Annotated in this window: 10 protein-coding genes; all 10 read right to left on the bottom strand. The window is 71.8% G+C overall.

The features are described from left to right. Positions 1-10: 10 nt before the first annotated feature. Positions 11-913: a hypothetical protein gene (locus ACH443_RS03670; RefSeq protein ID WP_429762528.1), complete on the bottom strand. Its 903-nt coding sequence runs from the start codon at positions 911-913 to the stop codon at positions 11-13. Continuing rightward, a complete protein-coding gene (locus ACH443_RS03665) occupies positions 913-3,168 on the bottom strand; it encodes a VanW family protein (RefSeq protein WP_430589508.1) in 2,256 nt (751 codons plus the stop codon). The genes ACH443_RS03670 and ACH443_RS03665 overlap by 1 nt, the downstream gene beginning before the upstream one ends. Positions 3,169-3,377: 209 nt before the next feature. Then, positions 3,378-3,794, bottom strand: coding sequence for a DUF6113 family protein (locus ACH443_RS03660; protein WP_429762530.1), 417 nt, complete (start codon positions 3,792-3,794; stop codon positions 3,378-3,380). Next, positions 3,791-4,936: a PIG-L family deacetylase gene (locus tag ACH443_RS03655; protein ID WP_430589507.1), complete on the bottom strand. Its 1,146-nt coding sequence runs from the start codon at positions 4,934-4,936 to the stop codon at positions 3,791-3,793. The genes ACH443_RS03660 and ACH443_RS03655 overlap by 4 nt, the downstream gene beginning before the upstream one ends. Positions 4,937-4,946: 10 nt before the next feature. Further along, the gene (gene typA, locus ACH443_RS03650; protein WP_429762532.1) at positions 4,947-6,857 is read right to left on the bottom strand and encodes a translational GTPase TypA; all 1,911 of its coding nucleotides are present in this window, start codon (positions 6,855-6,857) and stop codon (positions 4,947-4,949) included. 57 nt (positions 6,858-6,914) lie between these two features. Beyond that, positions 6,915-8,660, bottom strand: a complete 1,746-nt coding sequence (locus ACH443_RS03645; RefSeq protein ID WP_429762533.1) for a BCCT family transporter — start codon at positions 8,658-8,660, stop codon at positions 6,915-6,917. 101 nt (positions 8,661-8,761) lie between these two features. Next, positions 8,762-10,543 (bottom strand): dipeptide ABC transporter ATP-binding protein, encoded by a 1,782-nt coding sequence (locus ACH443_RS03640; RefSeq protein ID WP_430589506.1) that lies wholly within the window; start codon positions 10,541-10,543, stop codon positions 8,762-8,764. After that, positions 10,540-11,517, bottom strand: coding sequence for an ABC transporter permease (locus ACH443_RS03635; RefSeq protein ID WP_429762535.1), 978 nt, complete (start codon positions 11,515-11,517; stop codon positions 10,540-10,542). The genes ACH443_RS03640 and ACH443_RS03635 overlap by 4 nt, the downstream gene beginning before the upstream one ends. Continuing rightward, positions 11,510-12,436 carry an ABC transporter permease gene (locus tag ACH443_RS03630; RefSeq protein WP_429762536.1) on the bottom strand — a complete coding sequence of 309 codons (927 nt, stop codon included), beginning with the start codon at positions 12,434-12,436 and terminating at the stop codon, positions 11,510-11,512. Before ACH443_RS03630 ends, ACH443_RS03635 begins: the two co-directional genes overlap by 8 nt. A gap of 205 nt (positions 12,437-12,641) precedes the next feature. Then, the gene (locus ACH443_RS03625) at positions 12,642-14,321 is read right to left on the bottom strand and encodes an ABC transporter substrate-binding protein (protein ID WP_430589505.1); all 1,680 of its coding nucleotides are present in this window, start codon (positions 14,319-14,321) and stop codon (positions 12,642-12,644) included. Positions 14,322-14,472 lie beyond the last annotated feature (151 nt).

Here is a 14,472-nt window from a genome sequence, read left to right as displayed (position 1 = left end):
CGCCGCCCCCTCACGCCCCGGCGGGGCCGGTGGCCCACCGCGGCGCCAGCGGCACGGGGCCGGGCACGAAGCCCTCGCCCGGCAGCACGGCCAGCGTGCGGTGCGCGACGCCGCGCCCGTCGAGCTCCGCGACGAGCCCGTCGAGCACGTCGACGCTCGCGCAGCCGAACGAGGTGAAGAAGACGTGCGGCCCGTGGGCCGAGGGGTGGCTGCGCAGGTGCTGCAGGTCGACGCCCGCCGCCGACAGGACCGCCAGCGTGTGCTGCAGGGACCCGCGGTGGTCGTCCGACGGCCCGACGGCGAGCCACACCTGGGCGGGAACGTCGAACCGCGGCCATGCCGCCCGCGCCTCGAGGAGCCCGTACCAGACCGGCCGCCTCCCGGCGAGCCGCTCGCTGCCGGGTACCTCGACCCAGCCCGCGGGCACCCGGGACCGCTCGACCACGAGCGAGCCGGCCGCACCCGCCAGCGCGACACGCTCGTCCACCGGGGTGCGGGTCGGCACCAGCCGCGGGCTCACGCCCATGGCGCGCAGCAGGTCCTGGCAGTCCCGCATCCCCGCCTCGTCGATGACCACCTGGCCGCCCGTCGCGCCCGCCGGGGCCACCCACACCCACTGGGGCGCGACCGGCACGGCGGCCGTGACGATGAGCGACGGCTCACCTGCGAGCAGCGCCTCCTCGAGCCCCGGCGACGGCTGCTCCGGATGCCCCAGGTGCACCACCGCCGCCAGGTCGTCGATGGTCGCCACCGTGGCCAGCGTGTCCGACGTCGTGCCGAGGTCCAGCAGCTCGATCGACTCGTCCGGCACGGCCGTGGCCACCGCGGACCCGGGGGCGACCCCCGACCAGCCCGCGTCGTGCGCCGCCTGCGCGGCGTGCGCCGGGGACTCGCGTTCCGAGCGTCCGAGCATCAGTCCTCCTCGGCCTTCCCGTCGTCGGCGGCGTCGTCCTTGCCGTCGTCCTTGGGCTGGCGGTCGTCGTCGCGGTCGGCCTTCGGCTGGTCGCACACGACGGGGTTGTCGGGCTTGTAGGTCCAGGTCTTCGACTCGTCCTTGACCTGCTTGCCGTCGTGGAAGACCTGCCGGTAGTTCGTGATCGTGAACCCGTCGTTCCCGCCCGGGTACGGCTCGCAGCCCGCACCCGACTTGTGCACGGCCGTGGCCGGCACGACGTTGCGCTTGTCGCCCGCCTGCTTCGTGACCTCGTAGTACTTCGTCGACCAGATCTGCACGTGCAGCTCGCCGCCCGAGACCCACGACTGCATGACGGCGCCGTACGGGGTGTCGTTGGTGAACTTCATGTCGATGGCGCCCACGTAGATGGTCGCCTCGCGCCCCGCGGGGTACCGGCTGAACCAGTAGCTGTGGGGCTGGTGGCCCGCGTCGTCGTACCCGGCGAGGAAGCCGGCGTTGTACGTGGTCGTGGCCATCTGGGACAGGCCACCGCCCACGGCGTCGGTGTGCACGCCGTTGCTCACGACGCCGGCCGCGACGAAGCCGTTCGACTCGTCGATCGGTGACAGGGTGTCGAGCAGCGAGAAGGTCTCCCCCGGTGCCACGAGGGTGCCGGTGACGATCTGGGCGCCCCGCTCGAGGTTGCGGGTGCGGATCGGCTCGCTCGTGAGCGGGGTCGAGAAGGACGAGACGACCTCCTTGACCCCCATGTCCTCGAGGGCCTCCTTGGTGTGCTCCGGCTCGCGCTCGACGAGCTTCACCTCGGTCGTCCGGTCGTCCGAGAGGGCGGCATCGCCGACGGCGGACGCGGTGTCGTCCGGGTCGAGCGTCGTGCCCTGCTCCCCGCCCTCGACGACCGGCTTGCCGCCGGCGAACACGAAGTGCGCGTCGTCCGGCTCGGTGAGCAGGTCGTCGGTGTCGTCCACGATGTCGGAGACCAGCTTCTCGCCGTCGAACCGCGCCTTCAGCTCACCGTCGGAGTTCTTGAACGACGTCGCCTTGGCGAGCTGCTTCGGGGTCAGCTCCGCGGACTGCTCCCCCACGTCGACCGTGACGGGGCCGCCCACCACCTGCTGCGCCTGCTCGAGGGCGGCGTCCGTCTCCGCCTGCGTGACCGCGGGCTCGACGACCTCGGTCGGCAGGTCGACCGGCCCGGACGTGACGAGCCAGGCGTCCACGACGGCGTCCACGGCGTCGTCGACCAGCACGCTGGACCCCTCGACCGCGTCCGTGGACACGGCCTTGGCCCCCTTGAACCCGACCGAGCCGTCCACCGGCTCGACCTTCAGGGAGTCCTCCAGGCCGGCGACCGCCTCGGTGAGCGTGGGCCGGGAGACGTCGACGACGGGCGGTACGGCGTCGCCGCCGACGAGGTGCTCCCACAGGTGCGCGGGGCTGAGAGAGAACCCCGTGAGCCCGTCGACGGTCGCCTGCGCGTCGAACGACAGGCCCGCGGAGGCCGGGTCGATCGTGCTCGAGGCCTCGCCCGCCCGGACGTCGATCGGCTCGGCGGCACGCTCGCCCAGGCCGTCGTCGAGCGCCGCGACCGCGGGCCCGGTGTCCATCCCGCCGATCTCGACCCCGGCGACGCTGGTGCCCTTCGGCACCGTCCCTGCGACGGCCCACTGCGCCCCCGCGTAGAGGCCCGCGACGACCACGAGCCCGACGCCGGCCCACAGCGCGACCTTCGGTGCGCGGCTGGGCGCACCGTCGCCGGCCAGGCCGTCGAGCGGGGAGCCCGGGTCCGCGGGCGGCGGCGTGGCCGCCCCGGCCGGGTTCGCAGGGCCGCCGGCGAACGCCGGGCCGGCCGGGGCCGCCGAAGGGCCGGCGACCGACGCCGCCACCGCCGGCAGCGCCTGCGTCGGCGGTCCCGACGGTGCCGGCACGGTCGCGATGACGCGCTGCTCGTACAGCCGCACGCGCGGCTCGTACGGCGTCTCCGGCTCGTCGTCGGCCGGCTGCCCGGGAGCCTGCGCCGTCGCGGCGGGCCCCTGCGCCACCGGGGGCTGCGCGACCGGCGGCTGCGCGACCTCGGGGGCGGCGGGAACCTCGGGCGCGGCGGACGGCTCGGCGGCGGACGGCTCGGCGGCACCGGCTTCCTCGGGCGCCGCGGCGGGCACTCCGGCCTGGGGCTCGGGCTCGGCTTCGGGGCGCGCAGGCTCGGCGGGTGCGGACCCGGCGGGGTCCGGCTCGCGCTCGGTCGGGTGACCCATGCATGCTCCGTCAGGGTGGGGTGCGGGGCGACGCCCCGGGGGACAGGTGAGCGGGCAGACCCGCCTGGGGGATCCTACTCGGGCGGCACCGACCGCCTCGGCGCAAGTCCGGGTGAAAGCGCCAAATCGGACGCCGGTCCGCACAGCTTCGTCACGCCCGGCCGGGTGGCGCGCACGGGACGCTCACAGGCGGCCGCGTGGACCGGGCGTCAGCCCCGCCGGTCGGAGAACCAGGACCGGGGAAGGAAGGCTGCGACGAGGAACATCGCCAGGCCGCCGTAGGTCCACACCAGGCCCACCGCCTGGGCAGGGACCAGCACGTCCCCGCCGGGCCCCGCGACGGCCAGCACCTGCACGGCCACGACCCAGCCGGCGCCGGCGGCGAGCAGCGGGCCCAGCCCGGCCCACGCGCGGCACAGGACCGCCGTGGACAGCGTGATCGCGAGGGCCAGCACGATGCCGGCGGGCAGGTCGTGCCACTGGGTGCGGTGCGCGACCGTGCCGAGCACCCCGACGACGCCGCCCAGCGCGACGGCCAGGAGCGTCCGCGCGGCGGACCTCCACCACCGGCCCGCACCCGCAGGGGGAACGGGCGAGGTGGACGTCGCGTGCTCGGGGCTGGTCATCGGCGCGAGCCTACCGGCGTCCGGCGCGCCGCGACGTCCGGCGCCGTGGGCGACGAGGACACGAGGTAGACCTCGTGCGCCGGCACCGGGGCGAGCACGGCGTTGCTGAGGGCGTACCAGCCGGGCAGGTCGGCACCGGGCAGCGCCGCCTCCGGGGCCCCGGTGGCATGCTGCACCTGGGTGGCGTGCGCGCGCATCGCGGCGAGCACCCGGTCGAGCACCGGGGCGACGGCGACCTGGGCGACGTCGTGCGGCCCGGCGTCGCGCAGCTCCGCGTCGTGGCGCGCGAGCGGGGGCAGAGGTTCGTCCGGGTCGGGGAACGTCAGCCCGGTGCGGGCCGCGAGGTCCTGGACCGCGGGCGCGGCGGCCAGCGCGCGGCGCCCCGCCCGGAGCGCGGCGGACGGCGTCACCGCACGCCACAGCTCGGCGTCGCCCCAGGGCTCGCCGGGCACGGGGGCGTCCGGGTCGGCCGCGAGGGCGAGCGCCCGCACCGTGACCTCGTGCGTGCGGACGTGGTCCGGGTGCCCGTACCCGCCCTGCTCCTCGTACGTCGCCACCACGTCGGGGCGGCGGGCGCGCACGACGGCCGCCAGACGCGCGGCGGCGTCGTCGAGCGGGACGCGCACGAACGCCGTCGCGGTCGCGTCGTCCGCCGGCCCGGCCACTCCCGGCGCGACCCACGCCATGCCGGAGTCCTCGAACCGCGTGTCGGATCCTGGGCGCATCCCGGTGGGCTGGACGTCTGACACCGCGCGCGCCTCGCCGGCGGGGTCAGACCCGGGGCGCGCCCCGGTGACCTGAGCGTCTGACAGGTCGACGGCGTCGAGGAACACGTGCCCGACGACGCCCGGCCCGCCACCGAGCGCGGCCAGGGCCGCGGCCAGCTCGGTCTCCCGGTGCGCAGCGAGCGCCGGGCCGTCGCCCTCGAGGCGCGCCAGGCCGGTGGGGTGCGACGGCGTGTCGATGACCTCGCCGCGCTCGCCGCGCGTGCAGGTGACGACGGCGACCGGCCGACCCGCGGCCGCCCACGACGCGAGGAGCGCGCCGGTCGCGAGGGTCTCGTCGTCGGGGTGCGCGTGCACCGCGAGCAGCCCGCCGTCGGGCACCGGCTGCTCCGGGGCGGGCGCGGCGGGGCCGGTCACCGGGAGCGGGTCAGGCGCGCTTGGCCCGCGCCGTCGCCCGGGCGCGCGCCGTGGCGTCGAGCTCGACCTTGCGGATCCGCACGACCTCCGGCGTCACCTCGACGCACTCGTCCTCGCGCGCGAACTCGAGGGACTCCTCGAGCGTGAGGTGGCGCGGCGGGATGAGGTTCTCGAAGTTGTCGGCGGTCGAGGACCGCATGTTCGTCAGCTTCTTCTCCTTGGTGATGTTGACGTCCATGTCCTCGTTGCGGGAGTTCTCGCCGACGATCATGCCCTCGTAGACCTCCTGCGTGGGGTCGACGAAGAACGAGCCGCGCTCCTGCAGGTTGATCATGGCGAACGGCGTCACCTTGCCCGCGCGGTCGGCGACCAGGGAGCCCGTGTTGCGCGACTCGATCGGGCCGTGCCACGGCTCGAAGCCCTCGGAGATGGACGCCGCGATGCCGGTGCCGCGCGTCTCGGTGAGGAACTGCGTACGGAAGCCGATGAGGCCGCGCGCCGGGACCATGAACTCCATGCGCACCCAGCCGGTGCCGTGGTTGCTCATCGTCTCCATGCGGCCCTTGCGCTGCGCGAGCAGCTGGGTGACGGCGCCGAGGTACTCCTCCGGCACGTCGATGGTCATGCGCTCCATCGGCTCGTGCCGCTTGCCGTCGATCTGCTTCGTGACGACCTGCGGCTTGCCGACCGTGAGCTCGAAGCCCTCGCGGCGCATCTGCTCGACGAGGATCGCCAGGGCCAGCTCGCCACGGCCCTGCACCTCCCACGCGTCCGGGCGCTCGGTGGGGAGCACCTTGAGCGACACGTTGCCGATGAGCTCGGAGTCGAGGCGGTCCTTGACCTGGCGCGCCGTGACCTTGTGGCCCTTGCCGCCCTTGCCCGCCAGCGGCGAGGTGTTGATGCCGATGGTCATCGAGATCGCCGGGTCGTCCACCGTGATGAGCGGCAGCGGGCGCGGGTCGTCCACGTCCGTGAGGGTCTCGCCGATCATGATGTCGGAGATGCCGGCCACGGCCACGATCTCGCCGGGCCCCGCGGACTCGGTGGGCACGCGGTCGAGCGCCTTGGTCTCGAGCAGCTCGGTGATCCGCACGCTCGACAGGGTGCCGTCGTGGCGGGCCCAGGCGACCGTCTGGCCCTTGCGCAGGGTGCCGTTGAAGATGCGCAGCAGCGCGAGCCGGCCGAGGAACGGCGACGCGTCGAGGTTCGTGACGTGCGCCTGCAGCGGCATGTCCGCCTCGTAGGTCGGCGCGGGGATCTTCTCGAGGATGGTGCCGAACAGCGGCTCGAGGTCCTCGTTCGCGGGGAGCGCACCGTCGGCGGGCTGGTCGATCGACGCGCGGCCGGCCTTGGCCGACGCGTACACGACGGGCACGTCGAGGATGGCGTCCAGGTCGAGGTCGGGGACCTCGTCGGACAGGTCGCTCGCGAGGCCGAGCAGCAGGTCGGTGGTCTCCCCCACGACCTCGGTGATGCGCGCGTCGGGGCGGTCGACCTTGTTCACGACGACGATCACGGGCAGCTTCGCGGCGAGCGCCTTGCGCAGCACGAAGCGGGTCTGGGGCAGCGGGCCCTCGGACGCGTCGACCAGCAGCACGACGCCGTCCACCATGGACAGGCCGCGCTCGACCTCGCCGCCGAAGTCGGCGTGCCCCGGGGTGTCGATCACGTTGATGGTGATGCCGTCGGGCTCGCCCGCCTCCGCCGCCGCCGGGCCGGCGTACCGGACCGCGGTGTTCTTCGCGAGGATGGTGATGCCCTTCTCGCGCTCCAGGTCACCGGAGTCCATGACGCGGTCGTCCACGTGCTGGTGGGCGGAGAAGGCGCCTGCCTGGCGCAGCATGGCGTCCACGAGGGTCGTCTTGCCGTGGTCGACGTGGGCGACGATCGCCACGTTGCGCAGGTCGGAGCGCACAGACATCTACGGGTCTCATTTCCTGGGGTGGGGAGGCGACCCGTCAATCGGGCCGCCGCTATCTTACCCGCCCGGTCCAGGCTGCTCGTCCCCGCCCGCTTCCCGCGGCTTCCCAGGCGCACTTCCGGGCGCTGTTCCGGGTGGTCCCTTCGCCTCCCGACGGCGCGGCACGCGCAGCCGCAGCGCGCCCGGCGCGGGCGGCAGGACGTTCTCCCACCGGCCGGCCAGCGTGGTCGCCACCTTCTCCGTGACGTGCTCCGTGAGCTCCGCCCGGGCGGCGCGACGCTCGGCGCGCACGATCTGCCGGTGCTCCACGCTGAGCTCCTTGACGATGGACACCGCCATCCCGATGAGGACCAGCGAGAACGGCAGGGCGATGAGGATCGCGGCCGTCTGCAGCGCCGTGAGCCCGCCCGCCAGGAGCAGCGCTGCCGCGACCAGGCCCTCGAGGATCGCCCAGAACAGCCGGCTCCACAGCGGCGGGTTCGGGTCGCCGCCGTTCGCGAGCATGTCGACCACGAACGACCCCGAGTCGGACGACGTCACGAAGAAGATGACCACCAGCACGATGCCCGCCACGGACAGCCACGTCCCGGCACCCGGCAGGCTGTCGAAGAGCTGGAACATCGCCGTGTCGGTGTTCACGCCTCCGGTCGCGGGGTCCAGCATGCTGCCGGGCTCCGTCATCTCCTGGTGCAGCCCCGCTCCCCCGAACACGCTGAACCAGATCGTGGCGACGGCCATCGGGACGGCCAGCGTGCCGAGGACGAACTCGCGCACCGTGCGCCCGCGCGAGATCCGCGCGATGAAGACGCCCACGAAGGGTGCCCAGGAGATCCACCAGCCCCAGTAGAAGATCGTCCAGCTCGACTCCCAGGCCAGGCCCTCGTCGCCCCGGAAGGCCAGGGTGTCGAACGTCATCTGGATGACGTTCGCGAAGTAGTACCCGAACGACTGCACCCAGCTGCGCAGGATGAACAGGGTGGGGCCCAGCACCAGCACGACGGCCAGCACGACTCCTGCGAGCACCATGTTCCCGTTGGACAACCACTTGATGCCCTTGGACAGGCCCGAGGCCACCGAGAACGCCGCGAGCGCGGTGATCGCCGCGATCAGGCCGAGCTCGAGGGCGGTGCTCGGCTCCACGACGTCGAGATAGCCCAGGCCGTGCGCCACCTGCAGCACGCCCAGGCCGAGGGAGGTCGCGACGCCGAAGACGGTGCCGATGATCGCCACGACGTCGATGACGTTGCCCAGCCAGCCCTTGACGCGGTCGCCGAGCACCGGCTCGAGGGCCCAGCGGATCGACACGGGACGGCCCTTGCGGTGGATCGCGTACGCCAGCGCGAGACCGGCCACCACGTAGATCGCCCAGGCGTGGATGCCCCAGTGCACGTACGTCTGCGAGATCGCCGCCTGGGCGAGGGCGGCGTCGTCGCCGGTCACGCCGGGCTTCGGGGTGACGAAGTGGGACAGCGGCTCGGACACGCCGTAGTAGACGAGCCCGATGCCCATGCCGGTGGCGAAGAGCATGGAGAACCACACGGGGAGCTTGAAATCGGGCGCCTCGTCGTCCGGGCCGAGCACGATGTCGCCGAAGCGGCTCAGCCCCATCCAGATCGCGAAGATGACGAAGGCGGCCACCAGGAGCACGTAGTACCAGCCGAAGGCGCCGATCACCTCGCCCTGGAGCGTGGTCATCACGGCGTCGGTGGCGTCGGTGAAGAGGACCGCGACCAGGACGAACAGCAGGATGATGCCTGCTGCCGGATAGAAGACCCCGCGGGCCAGCGTCGATGCCCCTGCCATGCCCTTCACCCTGACGCCGGGTCCGCCCCTCGGCAAACGGACGACGGGGGCCGGCGCACGACCTGGTCGTGCGCCGGCCCCCGTCGGGCCACGCCGGGGCGTCAGCCCGCGATCGCCGCGCCCTCCAGCCCCGCACCGGGGATGGCGGCGAGCAGGTCGCGCGTGTACTGCTGGCGCGGGTTGTCGAACACCTCGTCGGTGGTGGCCTGCTCCACGACCCGACCGTTCTGCATCACGACCACCGAGTCGGCGATCTGTCGCACGACCGCGAGGTCGTGGGTGATGAACAGGTACGAGAGCCCCAGCTCCTCCTGAAGGTTCCCGAGGAGCTCCAGGATCTGCGCCTGGACGAGCACGTCGAGGGCCGACACGGCCTCGTCGAGCACGATGACCTCGGGACGCAGGGCGAGCGCACGCGCGATGGCGATGCGCTGCCGCTGACCGCCGGAGAGCTCGTTCGGGAAGCGGCGCATCGCCGACTGGGGCAGCGACACCATGTCGAGGAGCTCCCGCACCCGCTTCTCGCGCTCCTTCTTGCCGCCGACCCTGTGGAGGGCCAGGGGCTCCTCGATCGACCGGAAGATGGAGAACGTCGGGTCGAGCGAGCCGTACGGGTTCTGGAACACCGGCTGGATGCGCCGCCGGAACGCGAAGGCCTCCTTGGGCGAGTACTTCGCGACGTCCGCGCCGTCGAACTCGACGACCCCGGAGGTCGGGTCGAGCAGGCCCAGCACCATGTTCGCCGCCGTGGACTTGCCGGAGCCGGACTCGCCCACCAGCGCCAGCGTGTGGCCACGCTGGAGGGTGAAGCTCACGTCGTCGACGGCCTTGAAGTCCGTCGACGCCCCCGGGCGTCCGCCACGGATGCTGAAGACCTTCGTGAGGTTCTTCGCCACGACGATGTCCGACTGCGCCGCCTTGCCGGCAGCCCGGAGCGGGACCGTCGCCTCGAGGTCGGGCGCCAGCAGCTCGTCCGACTCCTCGCCCTGCTCGTGCGCCACCTGGATGCGGCGGGACGCGAGCGACGGCGCCGAGGCGACCAGCCGCTGCGTGTACGGGTGCTGCGGGTTCGCGAGGATCTGCTGGGCCGGGCCCGACTCGACGACACGGCCCTTGAACATCACCACGAGGTGCTCGGCGCGCTCCGCGGCCAGGCCCAGGTCGTGCGTGATGAACAGGACGGCGGTGCCGAGCTCCTGCGTGAGCACGTCGAGGTGGTCGAGGATCTGTCGCTGCACCGTGACGTCGAGGGCCGACGTCGGCTCGTCCGCGATGAGGAGCTTCGGCCGCGAGGCCAGCCCGATCGCGATGAGCGAGCGCTGGCGCATGCCGCCCGAGAACTCGTGCGGGAACTGGCGCGCCCGCCGCTCGGCGTCGGGCAGCCCGGCCTCCTGGAGCAGGCCGGCGACACGCTCCTTGCGCTCCCGCTTGCCGCCCTCGAAGCCGTTGGCCTTGAGGGCCTCCTCGATCTGGGTGCCGATGCGCCACACCGGGTTGAGGTTGGACATCGGGTCCTGCGGGACGAGGCCGATGTCCCGGCCGCGCATCGCCTCGATCTCCGTGCGGGGCAGGCCCACGATCTCGCGACCGTCGAACGTGATGCTGCCGCCGGTCACCTTGCCGGTGCCGGGCAGCAGGTCGATCACGGCGTGCGCGGTGGTCGACTTGCCCGACCCGGACTCGCCGACGATCGCGACCGACTGACCGGGGTACACGGTGATGTCGGCACCGCGGACGGCGTGCACGACGCCCTCGGAGGTCGTGAACGACACCTCGAGGTCGCGGATCTCGAGCAGGGGCTTGTCGGTCCCCGCCTCGTAGCTGCGGCCGGCGCCCTCACCGACGGGCTGGTTGCCGTTCGTCACTGGGAACTGTGTCGTCATCGCTTCCGTGCCTTCGGGTCGAGGGCGTCGCGCACGACGTCGCCCATCATGATGAAGCCGAGCACCGTGATGGCCAGGCCGGCGGCCGGGTAGAAGAGGATCTCGGGGGCCTGGCGGATCGCCCGCTGGGCCTGCGCGATGTCTCCACCCCACGACACGGTGCTGGGCGGCAGGCCGATGCCGAGGAAGCTCAGCGTCGCCTCCGCGACGATGAACGTGCCCAGCGCGACCGTGGCGTACACGATGATCGGTGCGGCCGAGTTGGGCAGCACGTGCCTCAGCAGGATCTTGCCGCGCCCCATGCCGAGCGAGCGGGCGGCGGTGACGAACTCGTTGTTCTTCACGGACATCACGGTGCCGCGCGTGATGCGGGCGATCGACGTCCACCCGAAGGCGGCGAGCACCAGGGCCACCGTGAAGCTGGTCCGGTTGGTGGTGATCGACATGATGACGATGGCGGCCAGCACCAGCGGGATCGCGAAGAAGATGTCGGTGATGCGCGACAGGATGACGTCGAACCAGCCGGCGAAGTAGCCGGCGACGGCCCCCATGATGGTGCCGAGGATCACGACCATCGCCGTGGACATGACGCCCACGAGCACGGACGCGCGGGCACCGTAGATGGTGCGCGCGTAGATGTCGCAGCCCTGCTTGTCGAAGCCGAACGGGTGCCCGGGCTCGGGGCCGTCGAGCGACTTGGCGAGCTCGCAGTCGAAGCGGGGGTGCACGGACGTGAACCAGCCGGGGAACGCCGCCACCGTGATGACGAGCAGGATGATCACGGCCGCGACCCAGAACATGGGGCGGCGGCGCATCTGGCGCCACGCGTCGCGCCAGAGGCTGGACGGCGCCTCGTCCGTCTTGACCGCGTCGACGGCACCGAGGCCGCCCTCGTCGACCTCGGCGGCGAAGTGCTCCTGCCCGGGGCGCGGTCGCCGTCCGCCGGGCACGGTCTCGTATCGGTTCTCAGGCATAACGGATCCTCGGGTCGAGGGCGGCGTAGAGGAGGTCGACGAGCAGGTTCGCCAGGATGTAGACGATGACCAGCACGGTCGTGAGCGAGACGACGGTGATGTTCTCGCCGCGGATGATCGCCTGGTAGAGCGTCCCCCCGACGCCGTTGATGTTGAAGATGCCCTCCGTCACGATCGCGCCGCCCATGAGGTTGCCGAGGTCGGCGCCCAGGAACGTCACGACGGGGATGAGCGAGTTGCGCAGCACGTGGCGGCCGGTGACCTGCGAGCGACGGAGCCCCTTGGCCCGCGCGGTGCGGACATAGTCGGCACTGAGGTTCTCCGCGACCGACGTGCGGGTCAGGCGGATCACGTACGCGAACGACGTCGCTGCCAGCACGATCGCCGGTAGCAGGAGACTGTAGAAGTTGGGGTCCCTGCCGACGGTGACGGGGAACCAGCCGAGCTTCACACCCATCACGAACTGCAGCACGAAGCCGATGACGAACGTCGGGACGGAGATGACGAGCAGGCTGATCACCAGCACGGTGCCGTCGAACCAGCCGCCCTTGCGCATGCCGGCGAAGAGGCCGAAGAGGACGCCGAAGACGGCCTCGATGACGAGCGCCATGATCGCGAGCTGGAACGTGACCGGCAGCGCCGCGCCGATGACGTCCATGATGTCCTGACCCCGGAAGTCGACGCCGAAGTCGAGCGTGAAGACGCCCTTGAGGAACAGCAGGTACTGCACGATGAACGGTTCGTTCAGGTTGTACTGCTCGCGGATCTGGGCTTGCACGGCCTCGGGGAGACCGCGCTCCCCGCCCAGGCCTGCCACGGGGTCTCCGGGCCGCAGGAACACGAGTGCGTAGAGCAGGAGCGTCGCTCCCAGGAACACAGGGATCACCTGTAGGAGCCTGCGTCCGAGATACCAGAGCATGTGTGTTGTCTCCTCGTTCGCCCTGGGATTCCCAGGGCCACGGGTTCAAGTTTCGGGCCTCGTTGCCAGGACGACGGCCACGACGGGGTGTGGCCAGGACAAGGATAGGGGGCAGGGTGTGCTGCGTCGGCACACCCTGCCCTCCGGACGTCGGCGGGCCGGCCGCGAACCTACCGGACGCGGCCGGCCGGCACCGAATCGGGCGTCAGCCCTGCTTCGTGACCTGGTACAGGATCGGGTCGCTGTCCCAGCCGAAGACGACGTTCTCGACGTCCTCGCCGAAGCCGCCGGTGGCGTTCTGGTACCACAGCGGGATACCAGGCATGTCACCGAACAGGATGGTCTGCGCCTCCTGGTAGGCCTTGATCGCGGCCTCCGGGTCGGTCGCGCCGTTGCCCTCCTTGAGCTTGGCGTCGAACTCCTTGTTCGAGTAGCCCATGTCGTTCGAGCCGGCGTTCGTGCCGTAGATCGGCCCGAGGAAGTTGCTCAGCGCCGGGTAGTCGGCCTGCCAGCCGCCACGGAAGAGGCCCTTGATCTGCTCGTTGTCACGCGCGTCGAGGAACTCGTCGAAGGTGGCGTACGGGTCGAACTCGCACCCGATGCCGAGCGTGCTGCGGACGTTGTTGCAGACGGCGTCCACCCAGGTCTGGTGGTCGGAGTCGGCGTTCGAGGCGATCTGCAGCGTGAAGTCCTTGCCGACCGGGTCCTCGCCCTCGGCCTGGTCCCAGAGCTTCTTGGCCTCGTCGGGGTTGTACTCGAGCACCTCGTTGCCCTCGACCGTGTCGGACCAGCCGTCGATGACCGGCGACGTGAAGTCCTTCGCCGGGGTGCGGGTGCCGTTGTAGATCGTCTCGGTGATCTGGTCACGGTCGATCGCCATGGAGATGGCCTTGCGGCGCAGCACGCCCGCGTCGCCCTGGAACTCCTTGACGTACTCCGGGACGTTGACGACCTGGATGACGGCCGCGGCCTGGTTGACCGCGCGGTCGCCCAGCTCGTCCTCGAACGTCGCGAACGACGACGACGGCACGTTCTTCACGATGTCGAGCTGACCGCCGAGGAGGTCGTTGTACGCCGTGTCCTCCTCGGTGTACGCGACCAGGTCGGCGCCGTCGTTCTGCGCCTTGCGCTCGCCCTGGTAGTCGGGGTTCGGGCGCAGCTCGATGACCTCGTTGTGCGTCCAGTTCTCGACCTGGTACGGGCCGTTGCCGATCGGCTTGTCGGCGAACGCGTCCGGGTTGTCGAAGAACGCCTCCGGGAGCGGCATGAACGCGGAGTAGCCCAGGCGGATCGGGAAGTCCGACTCGGGCTGGGCGAGCTTGACCGTGAACTCGGTGTCGCTGACGACCTTGAGGCCGCTCATGGTCTCCGAGGCGGGCTTCTCGCCCTCCTTCGGGCTGCCGTCCTCCTGCAGCTGGTCCTCCGCGAAGTTCACGTCCGCGAAGCCCTCGATCGGCTCGAAGAAGTAGCTGAGGTTCTGGGCGTTGGGCCCGTACGCGCCGTAGTTCCAGGCGTCGACGTAGCTCTGCGCCGTCACCTTCGAGCCGTCGGTGAACGTCCAGCCGTCCTTGATGGTGATCGTCCACGTCTGGTTGTCGTCAGACTCGATGGACTCCGCCATGTCGTTCTGCGTCTGGCCGTCGGCGTCGTAGTAGACGAGGCCCGCGAAGATGTTCGAGATGGCCAGCGAGCCGTTGGTCTCGTTCGTCATCGTCGGGATGAGCGGGTTCTGCGGCTCGCCGTTCTGCACGGTGATGATGCCGGCGTCGGAACCGCCCCCGCCGGCCTCGGGGTCGTCGCCCGAACCGCCACCGCACGCGGACAGCAGCAGGGCCGAGGCGAGGGTGAAGGCCCCGATGCCTGCAAGTCGTCGTCGAGGTGTCACGTGTCCTCCTGAGTTGAGTCGCTCACCGGCGGGGATCACCCCTCGGTGAGGTGCAGGCGCGTGTGCCCGCGCACTGCACTGTGCGCGGGTGACTCTAGTCACGGTTCAGGGCCCGGACATACCCTTCGCCCGCTTTGCGCCCGGAACCGTG

The organism is Isoptericola sp. NPDC019571, from assembly GCF_044389385.1.
Taxonomy (GTDB): Bacteria; Actinomycetota; Actinomycetes; order Actinomycetales; family Cellulomonadaceae; genus Isoptericola; species Isoptericola nanjingensis.
The sequence above is the reverse complement of the archived record's forward strand: the minus strand, read 5'-3'. Positions and strand labels throughout refer to the sequence as shown.